The sequence below is a fragment of the Bacillus sp. JJ1609 genome (genome assembly GCF_036967045.1).
In the GTDB taxonomy this organism is placed as follows: Bacteria; Bacillota; Bacilli; order Bacillales; family Cytobacillaceae; genus Mesobacillus.
The window spans coordinates 9,488-27,170 of sequence record NZ_JBALSS010000038.1; the positions used below are offsets into that span (position 1 = coordinate 9,488).

The window sequence follows — 17,683 nt, forward strand, 5'->3', positions numbered from 1 at the left end:
GGCGCTTGCGCTTTTCTTAGTTTAATGCTGTTTATTCGGAAGCTTGTCGCTTGGATTTTCCTTGCCCTGTCTTTTTTTGTTCTGTTCATTTTTCTTTTGGTTTTCATGCAGCTTTTGAACGTACTCATGAGTATTTTCCATAGCTGTACCTCCTGTTTTAAAAATGGCTCGTCGTTACTTTTTCCAAGAACTTCGAAAATCATTCAAGGAATTATCCTAAGTGAAGTTTTAATATACGACATTTAAGAGGAGAGTATCCGATTATTAACGAAGACGCCTGACCCAGTATAAAAGGGAGGCGTCTTGAGGTTATTGTTTTTCAAAAATGTATATTTTGGCGTTTTCCGGCCTGTTGAATTTCGGTCCGGAAAAGCCTCTTTTCACGAGTTCCTTTCTCATAAACATCATGATGCCTCCATGACCGACAACCAAAACGTCCTCATCATGCTCAAGCACCTGATCCAGCACCCGATTAATACGCTTTAATACTTCCTTTTTACTTTCTTTTTGAGACTTATGACCGAGAAGCCAGGCAACCCTTATAAGAAAAATATGAAACCACAGCGGCAGCCTGAAATCAGAACCTGCTATCGGGTAAATCGACATCTCACGCAAACCTTCCAAATAAACAATTTTTCCATCAAAAGCACCTTGGGCTGTCCGGGTGGCTCTTGGCAAATCACTTGAATAACATCTCTTCCAGGTCACTTTGCACAGATCGATTTCCGTTTCCTCTATTTCTGATTCATCATATTCCTTTTGCCACTCAAGCAGTTCACTTGATGAAACCATCTTATTTGGATACCCAAGTGTAACCTTGTAGTGTCTTAGTAACCCAATTTTCATTCTTATACACCCTAACATAATATAAATAATCCATATAACTCTATATAATTCTTCCCCGGCCGGATTTTTTCCTTTTTATATTTTAATCAGAAACCTGAGTTATAGGAGTTCCAATGAAAAATGAAGAATTTATTTAAATCCGATATTCCCTATCTATATAAGAAGCAGGGCATATGATAAAAAACTTGCTACTGGAACCTTTTCGTATTACTATATAAGCAACAACGTAAACGTTTACGTAAAAAGGTGTGATGGCAATTAACTACACAATCAAAGATGTTGCAAAAAAAGTGAATGTCTCGATTGCTACGGTCTCCAGAGTGCTTAATGGTCAGGGAGGTTATTCAAAGGCAACGGAAGAAAAGGTGCTTTTGGCAATCAAAGAGCTTGGATACCAGCCGAATGCCTTCGCCCGTGGATTAATCAACAATAAATCCAACACGGTCGCAATCCTATTCCCTGAAGTATCAAGCCAGTTCTCCTCTAAAATCCTCAGAGGTGTCGAAGAGGCGGTCCATGCTTTTGGATCAAGTGTCATCGTCTGTAATACTGCCTCACACGGTCAGCGGACAATGAAATATTTGGATCTTTTAGCAGAGAAAAGGGTAGATGGAATCCTTTTTGTCAGTGAAATCATTACGAAGGAATATTATCAAAAATTAGAATCCATGAAGATTCCAGTCGTCCTAATTGCAACAGAATCTTATCTCTATCCACTGCCGTTTGTTAAAGTGGATGACAAACATGCTGCTTTTACCGCCACTAATTATCTAATAAAAAAAGGGCATACAAAAATTGGGATGATCAGCGGCAATAAGGAAGATGTTATTGCTGGCCAGCCGCGTATCGATGGCTATAAACAGGCTATGTTAAGCATGGGGATTCCCGTGAATGAAGAAAATATCATTTATGCAAAAGGATTTTCTTTTGATGACGGATTGACTAATTTGCCGCTGCTATTGAAGCAGTTCACTGATTTAACTGCTGTTTTTGCAGCAAGTGATGCTATTGCCATGGGAGCGATCTCAGCTGCTTATAAACTCGGGATTAGGATTCCGCAGGATTTGTCGATTGTCGGATATGATAACCTGCCAATTGCAGAAATGTCTATTCCGCCGCTGACAACAGTTGCACAGCCATTAGAAGAAATGGGAAGCGTAGCTGCCAATATGCTATTTTCAATGATCCAGTCTGGTCAAAACGGTGAAAGCAGGATTATGCCACACTCAATGATTGAAAGAGAAACTGTAGGATACTTATAATTTTTTGCACTGTACGTAAACGTTTACTCAAAAAACATATATCTGGAGTGATATCCTTTGAAAAAACAATGGTGGAAAGAATCAGTCATTTATCAAATATATCCGCGCAGCTTCATGGATTCCAATGGAGATGGAATTGGTGATATTCCTGGCATCATTTCAAAATTAGATTATTTAAAGGAACTTGGCATAGATGTCATTTGGCTTTCACCTGTCTATAAATCTCCTAATGATGACAACGGGTACGATATCAGTGATTACCGCGATATTATGGACGATTTCGGAACAATGGCTGACTGGGAGCTTCTTTTAAAAGAGATGCATGAGCGCGGACTGAAACTCATCATGGACCTTGTCGTTAACCATTGTTCAGATGAACACAACTGGTTCGTTGAATCTCGTAAATCAAAGGATAATCCATATCGAGATTATTTTATTTGGAGACCTGGGAAGGATGGCAAGGAACCTAACAACTGGGAATCTGTTTTCAGTGGATCTGCCTGGCAATTTGACGAAACAACCGATGAATACTATCTGCATCTTTTCAGCAAAAAACAGCCTGATTTGAACTGGGAGAATCCTCAGCTCCGTCAGGAAATATACGATATGATGAAATTCTGGCTGGATAAAGGAATCGATGGATTCCGAATGGATGTCATCAATTTCATTTCAAAGGTGGAGGGCCTACCGGATGCACCTAATCCAGAAGGAAAGCCTTATGCATCAGGAAGCAAATTCTTTATGAACGGCCCAAAGATTCATGACTATCTTCAGGAAATGAATCGCGAAGTTTTGTCTCATTATGATGCAATGACAGTTGGCGAAATGCCAGGTGCTTCTGTTGAACTCGCAAAGCTTTATACAAATGAAGAACGAAATGAAACTAATATGATTTTCCAGTTCGAGCATGTGGATTTGGATTCTGGACCTAATGGCAAGTGGGATTTAAAGCCATTGAAGCTAACAGACCTAAAGAAAAGCTTCACTAAATGGCAAAAAGGGCTTGAAGGGGAAGGCTGGAACAGTCTTTATCTCAACAATCATGACCAGCCAAGGATGGTATCCCGTTTTGGAAACGATCAAGAATACCGCATTGAATCCGCCAAGATGCTGGCTACCTTCCTTCATATGCTGAAAGGAACGCCATATATTTACCAAGGCGAAGAAATCGGAATGACAAATGTACGCTTTGACTCGATTGAAGAATACCAGGATATTGAAACGTTGAATATGTACAATGAAAAAGTGTTCCAAAATGGTGAAGACCCAGCCAAGGTAATGGAATCAATCTATGTCAAGGGACGCGACAATGCACGTACTCCTTTCCAGTGGAATGATTCAGAACATGGCGGATTTTCGGCTGGCACTCCATGGTTAAAGGTAAATCCTAATTATAAAGAAATAAATGCAAAGCAGGCGGTTGAGGATGAGAATTCAATCTACCATTATTATCGCAAACTGATCCAGCTGCGCAAAGAGCATCCGATCATTGTGCATGGAAGTTACGATCTTCTCGTGCCTGAGGATGAAAACATATATGCATATACAAGAACATATGAATCGCAAACATTGCTTGTTGTATTGAATTTCTCTGCAGAAGACCAAACTTTCGAAATCCCTGCAGCACTTCATGCCAAAGAATACGAAATCCTGATCACCAATTATTCAGGACATAAGTCTTTACAGGCTAAAATAGCTTTAAGACCTTACGAAGCCATCGTTTATCAGATTCATAACTAAGTTGAGGAAGGCTGTGAAACACAGCCTTCTTTTTTTTGTAGGTTCATATCGTAAACTTAAGATTTTACTTCGTCTTTTAGATGATCATGAAAACATACTTAATAAAAAACTCCGAAAACTTAGACTAAAGTCGTAGAAAAAATCAAGCTTCTTTACGAGGTAGGGTTTCCTTCAAAATTCTATGATGAATTCAGAAGAAAACTTAGGAGGACTTGATGATGTTAAAAAATAAAGTAGTAATGATTACTGGAGTTACTCAGGGGCTAGGCAAGGCTTTGACCCTTACTTTTGCAAAAGAAGGTGCTAAGCTCGCCGTATGCGCACGCAGAAAAAAAGAGCTTGAAGAGGTAAAACAGGAAGCGGAAGCATTTGGTGCAGATGTGCTGGCAGTTGCCGCTGATGTTTCCAACCCGCGTGATGTTGAAAAATTCGTTGCGTTAACAGAAGAAACATATGGCCGGATTGATGTTTTGATTAATAACGCTTCCATTCTTGGTCCGAGTCCAATGCCGCTTTTGCTCGACTACCCTGAAGACGATTTTGCTGAGGTAATCAGAGTAAACAGCATCAGTCCATTCCTTGTGGCACGACGTGTCCTGCCAGCCATGCTAAAGCAAAATGCAGGCTCGGTGATCAACGTGACATCCGAAGCCGGCAATGTTGGCTATGCTGGATGGGGAGCATATGGAATCTCTAAATTTGCCGTCGAGGGACTGACTGAAACATGGGCCGATGAATTAAGTGAAACGAATGTCAGAATGAATATGGTCGACCCGGGTGAAATGAACACTGAAATGCATGAACTTGCTGTACCTGGATGCGATTATGAGCTAGCAGACCCTTATGATGTAGTTGATGTGTTTCTATTCCTTGCTTCAGATGCCTCCAAAGATAAAAACGGCCAGCGGTTCCAGGCCCAGGAATTCGTTAAGGAGGGGCAATGATGCAGAGTAAAGCAGAATCACTAGCCTATGATTTTTATCTTCCTTCTGACCTCAATGCATCACATCCTCCTGAGAGGAGAGGGATACGCAGAGATCATGTAAACATGATGGTCCTTGACAGGTCTACAGGCATTGTAAAGCATGACAAGTTTTTTGAACTTGACCAATATCTGAATCCCGGTGATATTCTTGTGCTGAATAACAGCAGAACAATTCCTGCCATTTTAAAAGCTGGTTGGCATAGAAATGGAAAGCTAATGAAGAAAGAGATTGAAATAAGGCTTGCAAGGAAAAAGAATGATTCTGCCTGGGAGGTTCTAATCGTTGCTGAAGATGTCAAAGCGGATGACCAATTCTGCTTCGGGGGAAACCTAGAGGCAAAAGTGATTGGCGAAGTTTTTAAGTCCCCTTTGAAAATAGTCCGATTTTCGGTTCAGGGAAGAGACCTGATCGAAGCCTTTTATTCTATAGGAGAGCCAGTCAGATATGAGTATATTGAACAGCCATGGAAGCTGGACTACTATCAGACTGTGTTTGCAAGTCAGCCAGGCTCCGTAGAAATGCCCTCAGCCGGTAGGGCCTTCAGCTGGGAGCTTTTGTTTAAGCTGCAGCGTAAGGGAATCAAGATAGCTTATCTGCAGCTTCATACAGGTTTAAGCTATTTGCTTGATGATCATTATGAACATTCACCAGAAGACCACTATGAAGAATATATAATAGCTCAGGAAGATATGAAGGCAATAATGGAGGCAAAGTCTGCGGGTGGAAAAGTTGTTGCTGTTGGCACGACAGTTGTGCGCGCATTAGAAACGGCTAAAAGGACTTCAATTTTATCAGGATGGACTAATTTGTACGTGAGTGCCGAGTATGAGCTGCAGGTGGTCGATGGAATCATCACTGGCTTCCATGAGCCTAAGGCAAGCCACCTAGATATGCTTACAGCTTTTGTGAATGAGAAAGAACTTTTTTCAGCCTATAATATTGCAATCGAAAAGAATTATTTATGGCATGAGTTTGGTGATATCAACTTAATTATATGATAAGGAGTAAAAATGTGAGAATCCACCATTTTGCACTGGAAGTGAAGAACTTAGAAGCTGCCACAGCATTCTATGAGGATATGCTTGGATTTAAGGAACATTTGCGAACTTCTTTTCAAGACGAGGACATCGTATTTTTAAACCTTAATGGCTTTATGATTGAGCTTATAGCAAATTATCGAAATAGCCAAATATGTGAAAATGTCCATCTTTGTTTTGAAGTGGAGGATATTGATGACCAAATTCGCAGGTTAGCAGAGTCTTCACTGGTGCCTATTGAAGGTCCATATTTCCTGAAAAACGGCTGGAAGACAGTGTTTTATCAGGGAACTGACAACGAAATCATTGAATTCCTACAGACTTGACGCGGAAAAAGCAAAGGTTGCCAGGCATGAATCTATAACAATAAAAAGGAATGAAAAGAATCCATAAGATTTTTTTCATTCCTTTATTTTTTAATGTCCCATTTTTTAATTGCTGATAAAAAATTCAGCCTGTATTTCAGCAAAAGAGTATAACTCAAGAAGTATACAATAAACCCGAATAAGATAATATTTACAATCATGCCTAAGAAAAAGGCAGCACCGACATGCATACTTGCTCCAATAACTGCACCATGGTGAGGCATACCTGAAGCTGAAGGGAAGATTCCATATGGAAAAAGCGTCTCTCCTACAATTACATTCAAATAAAATAAGAATGGGAAAAGCCAAATAAGCGAAACCCCGCTGATAAACCCAGCAACCGGACTACCTTTAAGAAGTTTAGCACTTGCTGTTGATATAATCGGTCCCATTCCAAAAGAGGGAATAAAGTGAATCAAGAAACCTAAGGTAAACCCTAGAGAAATATTATGTGCGTTGTCTTTTATCCTGAATAATCTAATAAGAAGAAATTTTATCCTGCGTAAAAGTTTATTGATCATAATTCACCAGCCCAAAAAATAGTATACAATTTGATGAATCATTTTAATAGTTCTTTTTTTAACCATATTTTAAGTTAATGGTAATGATTCTTCTAATAACTTTAAAATTTTCTTATTAATCACTATTCAGAATGAGATATAATGATATCGTTCACCTTTATTTTTGGCGATAATTATAGTAAATAAACATGATTTATGCCATGCTGGGGTAAAAATAGGAAAAGAAAAGGATGAAAAAATGATTTTGGAGAGTGAGGACAACTAATGCGGTTTACAAAGATGATTCCAAATATGTTTACGTTAGGAAATCTCTATTGTGGTTTTCTTTCAATAGGATTTGCCGCCAACGGTCAATTTAATAACGCAGCTATTTTAATCTTGATTGGAATGATGCTTGACAGCATGGATGGCAGACTTGCCAGAATGCTGAAAGCAGACAGCCAGCTCGGGAAAGAGTTAGATTCACTTGCTGACATAGTCACCTTTGGCGTAGCGCCATCATTTTTAGTTTATTATACATACTTTCATCAGTTTGGAATTTTAGGTACACTGATTGCGGGACTATTCCCTTTATTTGGAGCATACCGACTAGCAAGATTCAACATCAGTACGGATAAATCTTCACTTAACTACTTTATTGGCGTACCGATCACTGCTGCAGGTGGAATCTTAGCAATTCTTACTTTATTTGGGGATTTAATTCCGAACATAGTAACTACAGTGGTATTTACAGCGTTAGGATTTTTGATGGTGAGCAGAATCAGAATTCCTAGTTTCAAAGAAGTACCGCTTCCTAAATACGGAACGATCGTAACCTTTTTCCTCGGTTCTATGCTATTCGTAATTTGGAAGGGAACATATGGTCAATTTCCTTATCTGATCTATATAGCAACACCGCTTTATATAGCTTATCTGGCATATCGTTTTGTAAAAGGGAAGCATAAATCAAACATTGATTAAAGAAGTTCGGCTGAACTCGTAAGATGAACCAAATGAAAATGAATTTTTTAAAAATGGCTCTATTAAATTAGACAGTTGATTTCCGCTCCAGGCACTAGCTTTCCACGGGGCGTCAGGTGAGCCCGCAGGACATTGTAATGCTTCCTCGAATCTGCCCACGCACGATGGAAATGCGTTAGCATTTTCGGAGGAGTCGAGTGCCCTCCGCTCCAATCAAATAGTGCTATTAATCAACTTTTACTTTTACCTTTAACTCAGCCGAAAATTAATTAATCGAGCACAAAAAAAGCCTTTGCTTGAAAGCAAAGGCTTTTGATATGACCGTTAATCTCTTGAAGCTTTATTGAAAGCGCGAGAAATGTCTTCTTTCACATTTCCAGCTGTTTCTTGCAGTTTTCCTTTACCTTTATCAAGTCGGCCATCTGCTTCCATGGATTCATTGTCAGTCAGTTTGCCAAATTGCTTTTTAGCTTCTCCTTTGACTTGGTCAAAAGCGCCTTTAGTTTGATCGTTATTCATGATTTTGCCTCCTTTTAAATGTGTATATTCTCTTATACCCTCCAGAAATGAAGGCAAACTAAATATTAAATTGTAGGTGAACTAAATTTTTAATGAGGAGGCAGCAAGGTGAGACAGCAAATAATAGAGGTTTTAAAAAGGATAGAGCTCGAATACGATGTGAAAATTCTTTTTGCCTGCGATGCAGGCAGCCGTGCCCTGGGCTTCGCAGATCATGACAGCGATTACGATATCAGGTTTATTTATGTTCATAAGCTAGATTGGTATTTATCGATAGATCAAAAAAAAGATGTGCTTGAAGTACCTAAGCAAGATGCCTTGTCTATTGAAATAAACCCTCTTTTGGATATGAGCGGCTGGGAGCTGACAAAAACATTAAGGCTCTACAGAAAATCAAACCCAAGCTTAATAGAATGGCTTCAATCCAAAGAGATTTATTTACAGCAATATTCCACGATTGAAAAAATGAAAGCTATGACGGGGAATATCTTTTCTGCAAAGTCCTTTATCATCCATCACATAAACATAGCTAAGAGAAATTTTGACATGTGTCTGGGTAAGAAGGAAGGAAATATAAAACTATATCTGTACATACTTCGATCCATCCTGACTGGCCGGTGGATAGAAAAGTATGGCTCTGTGCCACCTGTTGAATTCCAGGAACTAATACAGATAATTACTCCAGGAAGAGTAAAGGAGGCTGCATTAAAACTTTTATCAGCCAAGCTAGCGGGAGACCAACACTACAATGATTTAGACTTAACTATCATAGATGATTTTATCGTTAAAGAAATTGATTCCCTTGAATCGTATGCAAATCAGCATACAAAGAGCCAACCTGATCCAACTAACACATTTAATCAATTATTCAGGGATACATTAAAAGAAGTTTGGACCTAGATTATCTTCAAGGTTGCCGCCTGCGCAAAGCTAGTTTCTGGAGCTGAAATCACCATGCACCCTTCACACAGCCTTTGCTTAAACAATCACAGCCAACATTCACATAGCTTAAAAAACATTAAGCTGGCCTGCCAGCATTTTTTTTGCAGACAAGGCCAGCATTTAATTATACAATCTCCACCTGGTCACCATTTTTCAAACCAGAAGCATTAGCTTCATCTGTATCGATGTGCATATCAAGTGCGTATGATTCTTTAACGCGAATCAGAACCTGATGGAATACAAGGCTTCTTTCTCCTTCAGCTTTTACACTGACATATTCTCCGTCGGAAACAGCAAATTTTGCAGCGTCGTCTGGTGTCATATGAATATGGCGCTCGGCAACAATCACTCCTTCATGAATCTCCAGTTCTCCCTTAGGCCCTGATAGCTTTATGCCAGGGGTCCCCTCGATATTCCCAGAAGAACGGAGGGGTGCATTGACTCCCAAGGAAAAGGCATCTGTTCTCGAAATCTCTAATTGTGTAAATTTCCGGACAGGTCCTAAAATCCTTACAGAAGGAAACTCTCCTTTAGGACCTGTAACTTTAACTGTCTCATTGGCCGCGAATTCACCTGGCTGGGAAAGCTCCTTTGCAACTGTTAATTCATAACCCTGACCAAATAGCTTTTCCAAATCCTCTTGTTTTAAATGGATATGCCTATTTGAAACACCTACTGGAATCAATCATTTTCACTCCTTTTTAGATGATTCTTTCATTTTACCCAGCAGCAAACATAAAATACTTTAATTAAAACGTAAAAAAATTACTTTTAAACGTAAATTTTATTGCTTTTAAACGTAAAATAAATTACTCTTTAAAGTAAGGAGGTGGAAAGGATGGAAAATCTTAGATTGAATGTGGCTTTGTTGCGTAAAAGAGTTCCAAACCTGACGACTGCTGCTAAGTCAGTAGGATTAAGGCCAGCTACTGTTTCCAATTTATCAACTGGCAAGATTCCCGTGGGAAGGGCTGAAGTCCGAACGATTGTTGCGCTTGCTGAATTAGCTGGCTGCACACTGGATGAACTGATTTTAAGAGGGGAGAGTGTAGAAATGATTGAAACAGGAATAAAAACATTGGATTTATTTGCTCCCATTGCAAAAGGAGGGACTGCTGGACTTGTGGCACGTCCTGGTATGGGCCAATTGGTAGTACTTGCAGAAATGTTGTATCGGCTTAAACGGGAGGGCTACATCACCATCCTTATAAAACCTAAAGGGGAGCATCCAGAAATTAATGATATAACAGATAATGTGGATATTGTCACTGATTCTATCGAAGAGACCTATCAAGCGATGATTTCATCTGGAGCAAATAAGGAGTTTATCTTGACCGCAGACCGGTCTTATGTGTTATCAGGGGATATGTACAGCTTGCAGGAAATGCTTGACGAAAAAGATATTGCTAATATAACTACTTTCCTTGTTGATTTAAAAGGAGAGGCTGTTGACGAGGATTTGCCATACGGTCCTCTTGACACATTATGGCAATTTGATGCAGACCTTGCCGTCCGCCATAAATATCCCGCGGTAAACCCGATCTACTCAACTTCATCCATCCTAGAGGGGTCCTATTTAGATCCCATTCACCACAATATCCAGCAAAGAGCACAAAAATTGCTCCGCAGGTATCGCGAGTTGCGTTCATTAGTCAATGTTCATGGACTAGATCGTATTCCTGCTGCAGAGCTCCAAACATATCAACAAGGAGAAAAACTAGAAGCATATCTGACACAGCCGTTCTATGTAGCAGAGACTTTTACTGGTAAAAAAGGCGTAAAGGTAAGCCTTAAAGACACATTGAATGATGTTAGAAAAATACTGGACAGCACAGCAGATGCATACAGTGTTGAGGAACTTAGCTTCATCGGCAAGATTAGATAATAACCTTTATAACCATCCCACGCAGCCCAGTCTACCGATTGGGTTTTCTTTTGCTCTTATTGTTTATATTAGACAAACGCCGGTCATTTTTATCAATAATATAACTTACTGCTTCTTTCATTTTTTACAAAGTTTTCATAAAAAACGGCTGATATTGGAAAGATAGATACTATCAAGAAGATTATTGGGGTGCAATAATGGAGGATAAGACAAAAATACGCTTAACAGCAGGAGAAGTATCTAGTCTTTGGACACAGTATATCAATGATACGATCTCGGAATGCGTATTGACATACTTCTTAAATAACACCGACGACTCGAGCGTAAAGGAAATTATTGTTTTTGCCATTAAGACTGCTGAGAAAAACCTCACTTTATTAAAAGAGATTTTTGAGCGCGATCATTTCCCGTACCCAATCGGTTTTACTAAACAGGATGTTAATGTAAATGCTCCACGCCTTTTTTCCGATACCTTTGTCATGATGTATTTTGGCATATGTCTTTGCTCGGGATGGCAGCGAATTGAGGTGCCATAGGCATTGTCACGCGGCCGGATGTCATTTCGTTCCACAAAAGAGTTCTTAAATCAGCAACCGGCCTACAAGATTTGACAAGGGAACTTATGCTGAATCAAGGTACTTATATAAGGCCTCCATTCATCTCAATACCAGATAAGGTTGACTTTGTGGAAAAACAAAAATTCTTATCCGGTCTTAAAGGCAGAAGAAGATCGCTGACTTCGGTGGAAATCACCCACCTATTTATAAATACTCAGACAAATCAAATTGGTAAAGCATTGATTATTGGTTTCCTTCAGGTAGCGAAAGATAAAGAGGTCAAAAGTTATCTGCAGCGCGGCAAGAGATCGCCCAAAAACATGTTGATTTATTCAGTGACATTTTAAAACAAAATGATATTCCGGCACCAATGTTCTGGGATTCTGCTGTAACCGATTCAACCACAGCTGTCTTTTCGGATAAACTCATCGTGTTCCATGTCACGGCAATGATTGCCGCTGGTATCGGCAATTATGGAGCTGCCATGTCGGCAAGCCCGAGAAAGGATATCGGGATAAAATACGCATCGCTCATTCCAGAAATCGCATTATATGCAGAGGATGGTGCCAATATCATGATCAATAACTCATGGCTGGAGGAGCCGCCGATGGCAGATGACAGGGATCAGCTGGCAGGAAAATAAGGAAATCCCATGAAAAAAAATAGGCTTCTGCAAGTTTGCAGAAGCCTATTTAAATAACTGCTGGTTATGATTGGGTACTTGGAAGATCTGGAAATTTCACTGGGGTGTTGAGAGATAAATGGTCGCGATAAGAACGATATGCGATTAAAGTTTGATTATGGGAATGGGCATCTAATTGCAGTATTTTAGAATTATTGGTCTCTAAATAATATTTCGTCGCCCCTTGCTCCAATTCATAAAAAGACAATGTAGCACCTAGATAATGTTTTTCCTCCACTCTTGCATCAGGGTGGTTCATGATATACTCAGCGATTTGCTGTACTGAGGCAGAAGAGGTCCCAGTCATTGAATAGACCGTTTCTTTTGCTTGTCCATAGGCTTGATTCAATGTCGATTTGGCTTTATTAATAAAATTATTGATTGATTGGTTCATCAAATCCCTCCATCGCAATGGTATAACATATGTTAATTAATATACCCCTCAATCATGAAGTGATTCCTCTTTGCCGCTAAATTTCCTCTTAAAATACCATCTGAGGAGAGGAGGTACAGCGAAATATATGAAAAACAGCCTGAATAATTGAAATCCAGTAACCATCGAAAGATCCGCATTCACCTCATGCGCAATAATACCCATCTGGTCCATTCCACCGGGAGCTAAACTCAGGAAACTTGTAACGATTGAGATATTTAAAACGTCTGTAATATAGATGCTAATGGCTAAAGAACCTGAAACAAGCACAAGTCCGCTTAGCAATGCAAGCAAAATAGACGTTTTTTTTCGCTCCAATTTTTCCGGCTTTAACAGGAGGCCAATGTATCCACCAATCATGAATTGGGAAACGTCAAGAATAAATGAAGGGAGAAGATGTCCTTGGAACCCCACGTTCGTTAAAAGGGCAGTGCCCAGAATAGGCCCTAATAAAAATGGCGTAGGGAACCTCAGTTTCTTCCCAATCAAAGCTGCTAAGATACATATAGCTCCAAACAAGATAACGACAGCTGGTGAAACAGCACCCTGGGCAATATTGCTCGTGACTAGATCTGTATGTTTCATATTAAGGACGGGGCCGAATATGATGAATGGAACGAAAAAAACAATCATCAATAATCTGGATACCTGCAGAAAAGTTACGGTAGTAATATTAATTCCCTTATTTTCCTCTGCGAATATAATCATTTGCGATAGTCCTCCTGGGATGCTGCCCGTCAATACAGTTGGGTAGTCCACACCAGAAAGCTTAGAAATGAAAAAAGCCATTAGTGCTGCAAATGCAACCAACAGAATTGTCAAAATAAGCATCATAGGTAAATTCGTTAGAATATTTACAATGGCTGCCCTGGTAAACGAAAGGCCAATAGAATATCCGACAATGACTAAGGCAGCATCCCTTAAATAGGATGGCCAATTTAAATTCACCCCTTTAAATCTGGAGGTAATTAACATTGCGGCCATCGGGCCGAGCAGCCAAGGAATCGGGATAGCAAGATATGAAAACAGTAAGCCTCCACTAAAAGCAATTATTAACGCGAAAAAAAAATGACATCCTTTGATTTTCTTTCATCAAATCTGCACCTTCTAGAAATGTATTTTACTAGTTGATTAGTGTAAACGTTTGTCCATCCAAATTGTGGTAGAATCATTATAGCATACAGCTTTAACCAAGAAGGGATGTTGAATACTACTTAAAACTGCATACCTTCATAATCGGAATAATCCATCAGGGAGATGAGAACTTGAATCATAAAATCAATAATTTTAAAGAATTACGAGCCTTGGTTGGAGAGCCCAGTGAACTTGCCATACGCAAGGTCATTACCTTTATAGATGAACATTGCGAGAAATTTTTAGCACATTCACCTTTTTTGATTTTATCTACAGCTGATTCTTCTGGTTATAGTGACGCTTCTCCTAGAGGCGATGCACCCGGTTTTGTGATCGTCTTAGATCAAAAACGCATCGTCATTCCTGAGCGGCCAGGGAATAAAAGAATGGACTCATTAAAAAATATTTTATCAAATCCAAGTGTAGGATTACTGTTTCTTATCCCGGGAATGCCTGAGACCTTAAGAGTCAATGGGAAGGCAAGCTTAACACTTGATCCTATCGTGCTTGAGAAAATGGCAGCTGGCGGGAAGAAACCGATTCTGGGCATCGAGGTCGAGGTTGAAGAATGCTTCATTCAATGCGGAAAAGCCTTAAAGAGATCTGGACTTTGGGATCCAGATTCATGGGCAGAAAAACATTCTTTGCCATTGGGTGCAGAGATCCTGGCTGCTCACTCCAGACTGCCAGGTACTTCTGTTGCTGATATAGAAGCAAGACTGAAAGACGGCTATAAAAACCGGCTTTATTAACGGAGGCAATGATGAGAATAAGCGAGATCAACCACCTGCTTTTTTCAGTATCTGATCTTAATAGATCGATAGAATTTTACTCAAAAGTATTTGACGCCAAGCTGCTGGTCAGCGGAAAGTCAACTGCTTATTTTGATTTGAATGGCATCTGGCTTGCCTTGAATGAAGAAAAAAATATACCCCGCAATGAAATACACTCGTCCTACACGCATATTGCATATTCAATTAAAGAGGCAGAATTTGCACAAATCCTCAATAAGTTAATAGATTTAGATGTCGAAATTCTGCCAGGACGTGAAAGAGACCAGCGGGACAAAAAATCAATCTATTTTAAGGATCCTGATGGCCACAAATTTGAATTTCATACTGGCACTCTAAGCGATCGGCTCAATTTTTATAAAGAAACTAAACCACATATGAATTTTTATTAGAAGCAGGTGCTGACATGGCTAAGTGGGAACAAAAAATCATCAATACTGCAAGGGGAAAATTTGAAATTTTTATAAAAGGAAATGGTGAACCAATTTGTGTTACGCACCATTATTCTGAATTTAATTCTTCGGGAGATTATTTTGCAGAAACATTTACTGATAATAACCAACTCATCCTCGTAAATTTGAGGGAGGCGGGGCAGTCAGCAAAAGCCGAAGAGCCATATCAATTAAGCATGATTGAAGCAGTATTGGATCTTGAAAGTATCAGGGAAGCTTTAATGCTACCTAGTTGGAGTTTTGCCGGGCATTCGACCGGTGGTATGATTGGAGTTTTATATGGCATCCATTTTAGCGAGTCAATTGATAGCCTTATAATTGTTGGATCTGCTGCCAGAGAGTATTCATCTTCAGAAGGTTGTATTTATAATAAATCACATTCTGATTTTGACCTTATGCAAAGCTTGATCGAAAAATTGAAGCATACAGGCTTAAGGGAAACCGAAAGGAAAGAAATCTCCAGGAAAAGGGGCATGCTGTCTTTATTTAGACCTGAACTCCATGATGAATATTTCAATAAAAACATATCAAAAAAAATGTCTTCCAAACGAATAAACTTTTTCTCAAGAGAAGCATTGATTTTCGATGTAACTCGTCAACTGCATAAGATTAATGCAAAAACGTTGATTCTTTGTGGCAGACATGATGTCCAGTGTCCGGTTATATTTTCTGAAGAAATGAATCAGTTGATTCCATCTTCAAAAATACATATATTCGAAAACAGCAACCATTATCCTTTTTTGGAGGAAGAGATGCAATTTAAATCTTCGGTGAGACATTTTTTACAATCAGCTAGGGGCGCAAAAAAATGAAATTAACAACTGAGGAAGATATCATCGAATTGATCAAAAATGATGGATGGATGATGGATATTATTAAAACCGCAAGCATACTTCACTTAAGAGATTGGTGTGTTTGCGCCGGATTTGTCAGGTCGAAAATCTGGGATACAGTCCAAGGTTACACCGAGAGGACTGAACTGTCAGATATCGATGTGATTTTTTTTGATGACCGCTTTATTGATGAAAGCAAGGAAAAAGAGCTTGAAGTATTCCTTAATGAAGTCCATGAAGGAGTCCCATGGTCGGTTAAAAATCAGGCTAGGATGCACTTAGTTAATCAGCTTCCGCCATATTTGTCTTCATCTGACGCCATTTCGAAGTTTCCTGAAACAGCTACAGCGATTGGTGTGACGATGGACGATAACGGAAACCTTAGGTTAATTGCACCCTATGGAATACTTGATGCTGTGACATTGAAATTAAAACCAACCCCGTTTTTTAGGTCATCAATAGGATTAATGCAAATATATAAAAAAAGGCTGGAAACAAAGAACTGGAAATCCACTTGGCCAGGGCTAACAGTAGAAAGTGGTTAACAATCCATTTTAAAAGAGGAGATTTGATTTATTATGAATAAAAAGAAAAGAGTATTGAAATTCTTTGGAATCTTGGCCTTGCTCCTCGTCATTTCTGCTGGCTTTTATACATATTCAGTTTATAAATCGGTTACAGCGACAGTGGAAACGATGCATCAGCCACTTGATCGGGAAAAGTCAGAAAAAAGGGAAGAACAATTATCTTTCCAGAAAAAAGAACCATTTTCTGTCCTGTTGCTCGGTGTCGATGAACGAGCAAATGATGGTGGAAGGTCTGATACGATGATCGTGCTGTCTGTAAATCCAAATAATAAATCAGTCGAAATGCTCAGCATCCCTAGAGATACCAGAACAATGATTGCCGGTCTTGATAAAGTAACAAAAATCAACCGTGCATTTGCCTACGGAGGAGCCGAAATGGCAGTTGCGACGGTTGAACAATTCCTTGATATTCCAATTGATTACTTTATAAAAGTCAATATGGAAAGTTTTAAAGAAATAGTGGATGCTTTGGGTGGGATTACCGTTTTTAATGATTTGGACTTTGCATATGGCGGAACCAATTTTCCTGCTGGTGAAGTAGCGTTAGATGGGAAAGATGCATTGAATTTTATCAGGATGCGTTACGAAGATAAACGCGGTGATTTCGGCAGACAGATACGCCAGCGTGAGGTAATTAAGGCAATTATAGATAAAGGTGCCAGTTTTACATCTCTCGCAAGGTATGAATCGATTTTAGAGGTCTTGGGCGATAACATCAAGACCAACCTGACGTTTAGCGAAATGAAGGATATTCAGCAAAATTATAAGGATGCCAGAAAACAGATCCATCAAAATGAAGTGAAGGGAGAAGGGCAAAGAATTTACGATGAGGAGTTCGGTAAGGAATTATATTTCCTTGTTGTGCCTCAGGAAGAGCAGCTAAGGCTCCAATCTCTTTTGAAGAAGCATCTTGAAATTGAAAACAGTTAGTAAAATCCTTTCGCTGTTTTCGTAAACTTTGTTGCGTTTAATAAGTTGATTTCAAACAATCCATTTAATACTACAATCTTTTAGAAAACAGCTACTCCTTTACAAAACTAAATGCCAAGAAGAAGCTGCCTGCACAAGGCAGCTCAGTTTGTCGACAAAGATACAGTTGAAGGAACAGTTATTGAAACCCTGTTGATTGGAGTGGAAGGCGCGAAGACTCC

General features: G+C 39.4%; 21 protein-coding genes and 1 pseudogene. 15 read left to right on the forward strand and 7 right to left on the reverse strand.

Going from position 1 to position 17,683, the window contains the following annotated elements; all coding sequences use genetic code 11:
• Positions 1 to 21: 21 nt before the first annotated feature.
• Positions 22 to 141, reverse strand: coding sequence for a DUF4023 domain-containing protein (locus V7654_RS21970; RefSeq protein ID WP_207499356.1), 120 nt, complete (start codon positions 139 to 141; stop codon positions 22 to 24).
• Positions 142 to 309: 168 nt separating this feature from the next.
• The gene (locus V7654_RS21975; protein WP_335432979.1) at positions 310 to 846 is read right to left on the reverse strand and encodes a histidine phosphatase family protein; all 537 of its coding nucleotides are present in this window, start codon (positions 844 to 846) and stop codon (positions 310 to 312) included.
• Between the two features lie 251 nt (positions 847 to 1,097).
• Between V7654_RS21975 and V7654_RS21980 the strand changes: the two genes are divergently transcribed.
• From V7654_RS21980 to V7654_RS22000, 5 genes are all read left to right on the forward strand, one after another.
• Complete coding sequence (locus V7654_RS21980; RefSeq protein ID WP_335432980.1) at positions 1,098 to 2,108, forward strand: LacI family DNA-binding transcriptional regulator; 1,011 nt, start codon at positions 1,098 to 1,100, stop codon at positions 2,106 to 2,108.
• A 57-nt stretch (positions 2,109 to 2,165) separates the two neighbouring features.
• Entirely contained in the window at positions 2,166 to 3,848 is a 1,683-nt protein-coding gene (locus V7654_RS21985; protein ID WP_335432981.1) for a glycoside hydrolase family 13 protein, read from the forward strand.
• 218 nt (positions 3,849 to 4,066) lie between these two features.
• The gene (locus V7654_RS21990; protein ID WP_335432982.1) at positions 4,067 to 4,792 is read left to right on the forward strand and encodes an SDR family NAD(P)-dependent oxidoreductase; all 726 of its coding nucleotides are present in this window, start codon (positions 4,067 to 4,069) and stop codon (positions 4,790 to 4,792) included.
• Complete coding sequence (locus tag V7654_RS21995) at positions 4,792 to 5,832, forward strand: S-adenosylmethionine:tRNA ribosyltransferase-isomerase (RefSeq protein WP_335432983.1); 1,041 nt, start codon at positions 4,792 to 4,794, stop codon at positions 5,830 to 5,832. Before V7654_RS21990 ends, V7654_RS21995 begins: the two co-directional genes overlap by 1 nt.
• Positions 5,833 to 5,846: 14 nt before the next feature.
• Complete coding sequence (locus tag V7654_RS22000) at positions 5,847 to 6,197, forward strand: VOC family protein (RefSeq protein ID WP_335432984.1); 351 nt, start codon at positions 5,847 to 5,849, stop codon at positions 6,195 to 6,197.
• A gap of 83 nt (positions 6,198 to 6,280) precedes the next feature.
• Here V7654_RS22000 and V7654_RS22005 read toward each other — a convergent pair whose 3' ends face one another.
• Entirely contained in the window at positions 6,281 to 6,757 is a 477-nt protein-coding gene (locus tag V7654_RS22005; protein ID WP_335432985.1) for a DUF2062 domain-containing protein, read from the reverse strand.
• 264 nt (positions 6,758 to 7,021) lie between these two features.
• On the opposite strand from V7654_RS22005, the gene pssA reads away from it, so the two are divergent.
• A complete protein-coding gene (gene pssA / locus V7654_RS22010; protein ID WP_335432986.1) occupies positions 7,022 to 7,717 on the forward strand; it encodes a CDP-diacylglycerol--serine O-phosphatidyltransferase in 696 nt (231 codons plus the stop codon).
• 324 nt (positions 7,718 to 8,041) lie between these two features.
• Here the strand turns inward: pssA and V7654_RS22015 are convergent, their stop codons facing one another.
• Entirely contained in the window at positions 8,042 to 8,236 is a 195-nt protein-coding gene (locus V7654_RS22015; protein ID WP_335432987.1) for a CsbD family protein, read from the reverse strand.
• 108 nt (positions 8,237 to 8,344) lie between these two features.
• On the opposite strand from V7654_RS22015, the gene V7654_RS22020 reads away from it, so the two are divergent.
• Positions 8,345 to 9,136: a nucleotidyltransferase domain-containing protein gene (locus tag V7654_RS22020; protein WP_335432988.1), complete on the forward strand. Its 792-nt coding sequence runs from the start codon at positions 8,345 to 8,347 to the stop codon at positions 9,134 to 9,136.
• A gap of 166 nt (positions 9,137 to 9,302) precedes the next feature.
• Here V7654_RS22020 and pduL read toward each other — a convergent pair whose 3' ends face one another.
• Entirely contained in the window at positions 9,303 to 9,863 is a 561-nt protein-coding gene (pduL, locus tag V7654_RS22025; RefSeq protein WP_335432989.1) for a phosphate propanoyltransferase, read from the reverse strand.
• Positions 9,864 to 10,016: 153 nt separating this feature from the next.
• Between pduL and V7654_RS22030 the strand changes: the two genes are divergently transcribed.
• The 3 genes and pseudogenes from V7654_RS22030 (at position 10,017) to V7654_RS22040 (ending at position 12,263) form a co-directional block, all read left to right on the forward strand.
• Positions 10,017 to 11,063 carry a hypothetical protein gene (locus V7654_RS22030; RefSeq protein WP_335432990.1) on the forward strand — a complete coding sequence of 349 codons (1,047 nt, stop codon included), beginning with the start codon at positions 10,017 to 10,019 and terminating at the stop codon, positions 11,061 to 11,063.
• Positions 11,064 to 11,260: 197 nt separating this feature from the next.
• A complete protein-coding gene (locus V7654_RS22035) occupies positions 11,261 to 11,599 on the forward strand; it encodes a DUF3231 family protein (protein ID WP_335432991.1) in 339 nt (112 codons plus the stop codon).
• An 86-nt stretch (positions 11,600 to 11,685) separates the two neighbouring features.
• A pseudogene (locus V7654_RS22040) lies at positions 11,686 to 12,263 on the forward strand (DUF3231 family protein).
• Positions 12,264 to 12,327: 64 nt separating this feature from the next.
• On the opposite strand, the gene V7654_RS22045 reads toward V7654_RS22040, so the two are convergent.
• A complete protein-coding gene (locus tag V7654_RS22045) occupies positions 12,328 to 12,696 on the reverse strand; it encodes a hypothetical protein (RefSeq protein ID WP_335432992.1) in 369 nt (122 codons plus the stop codon).
• A gap of 48 nt (positions 12,697 to 12,744) precedes the next feature.
• The gene (locus V7654_RS22050; RefSeq protein ID WP_335432998.1) at positions 12,745 to 13,818 is read right to left on the reverse strand and encodes an AbrB family transcriptional regulator; all 1,074 of its coding nucleotides are present in this window, start codon (positions 13,816 to 13,818) and stop codon (positions 12,745 to 12,747) included.
• 182 nt (positions 13,819 to 14,000) lie between these two features.
• Here V7654_RS22050 and V7654_RS22055 point away from each other — a divergent pair, with 182 nt between their 5' ends.
• From V7654_RS22055 to V7654_RS22075, 5 genes are read left to right on the forward strand one after another with little or no spacing between them, the layout of a single operon-like run.
• On the forward strand, positions 14,001 to 14,621 hold the full coding sequence (locus tag V7654_RS22055) for a pyridoxamine 5'-phosphate oxidase family protein (RefSeq protein ID WP_335432993.1): 621 nt from the start codon (positions 14,001 to 14,003) through the stop codon (positions 14,619 to 14,621).
• An 11-nt stretch (positions 14,622 to 14,632) separates the two neighbouring features.
• On the forward strand, positions 14,633 to 15,052 hold the full coding sequence (gene fosB / locus V7654_RS22060) for a metallothiol transferase FosB (protein WP_335432994.1): 420 nt from the start codon (positions 14,633 to 14,635) through the stop codon (positions 15,050 to 15,052).
• A 14-nt stretch (positions 15,053 to 15,066) separates the two neighbouring features.
• Positions 15,067 to 15,924, forward strand: coding sequence for an alpha/beta fold hydrolase (locus tag V7654_RS22065; RefSeq protein WP_335432995.1), 858 nt, complete (start codon positions 15,067 to 15,069; stop codon positions 15,922 to 15,924).
• On the forward strand, positions 15,921 to 16,490 hold the full coding sequence (locus V7654_RS22070) for a nucleotidyltransferase family protein (RefSeq protein ID WP_335432996.1): 570 nt from the start codon (positions 15,921 to 15,923) through the stop codon (positions 16,488 to 16,490). Before V7654_RS22065 ends, V7654_RS22070 begins: the two co-directional genes overlap by 4 nt.
• Positions 16,491 to 16,523: 33 nt before the next feature.
• On the forward strand, positions 16,524 to 17,462 hold the full coding sequence (locus tag V7654_RS22075; RefSeq protein ID WP_335432997.1) for an LCP family glycopolymer transferase: 939 nt from the start codon (positions 16,524 to 16,526) through the stop codon (positions 17,460 to 17,462).
• The last annotated feature ends 221 nt before the right edge of the window (positions 17,463 to 17,683 follow it).

Bases quoted from the DNA above. Each gene is read 5' to 3' on its own strand.
- V7654_RS22030 (WP_335432990.1), top strand. From the start codon at position 10,017: ATGGAAAATCTTAGATTGAATGTGGCTTTGTTGCGTAAAAGAGTTCCA.
- V7654_RS21995 (WP_335432983.1), top strand. From the start codon at position 4,792: ATGCAGAGTAAAGCAGAATCACTAGCCTATGATTTTTATCTTCCTTCT.
- V7654_RS22070 (WP_335432996.1), top strand. From the start codon at position 15,921: ATGAAATTAACAACTGAGGAAGATATCATCGAATTGATCAAAAATGAT.
- V7654_RS21970 (WP_207499356.1), bottom strand. From the start codon at position 141: ATGGAAAATACTCATGAGTACGTTCAAAAGCTGCATGAAAACCAAAAG.
- V7654_RS22065 (WP_335432995.1), top strand. From the start codon at position 15,067: ATGGCTAAGTGGGAACAAAAAATCATCAATACTGCAAGGGGAAAATTT.
- V7654_RS22015 (WP_335432987.1), bottom strand. From the start codon at position 8,236: ATGAATAACGATCAAACTAAAGGCGCTTTTGACCAAGTCAAAGGAGAA.
- V7654_RS21975 (WP_335432979.1), bottom strand. From the start codon at position 846: ATGAAAATTGGGTTACTAAGACACTACAAGGTTACACTTGGGTATCCA.
- V7654_RS22045 (WP_335432992.1), bottom strand. From the start codon at position 12,696: ATGAACCAATCAATCAATAATTTTATTAATAAAGCCAAATCGACATTG.
- V7654_RS22005 (WP_335432985.1), bottom strand. From the start codon at position 6,757: ATGATCAATAAACTTTTACGCAGGATAAAATTTCTTCTTATTAGATTA.
- V7654_RS21980 (WP_335432980.1), top strand. From the start codon at position 1,098: ATGGCAATTAACTACACAATCAAAGATGTTGCAAAAAAAGTGAATGTC.
- V7654_RS22035 (WP_335432991.1), top strand. From the start codon at position 11,261: ATGGAGGATAAGACAAAAATACGCTTAACAGCAGGAGAAGTATCTAGT.
- V7654_RS22075 (WP_335432997.1), top strand. From the start codon at position 16,524: ATGAATAAAAAGAAAAGAGTATTGAAATTCTTTGGAATCTTGGCCTTG.
- fosB (WP_335432994.1), top strand. From the start codon at position 14,633: ATGAGAATAAGCGAGATCAACCACCTGCTTTTTTCAGTATCTGATCTT.
- pssA (WP_335432986.1), top strand. From the start codon at position 7,022: ATGCGGTTTACAAAGATGATTCCAAATATGTTTACGTTAGGAAATCTC.
- V7654_RS21990 (WP_335432982.1), top strand. From the start codon at position 4,067: ATGTTAAAAAATAAAGTAGTAATGATTACTGGAGTTACTCAGGGGCTA.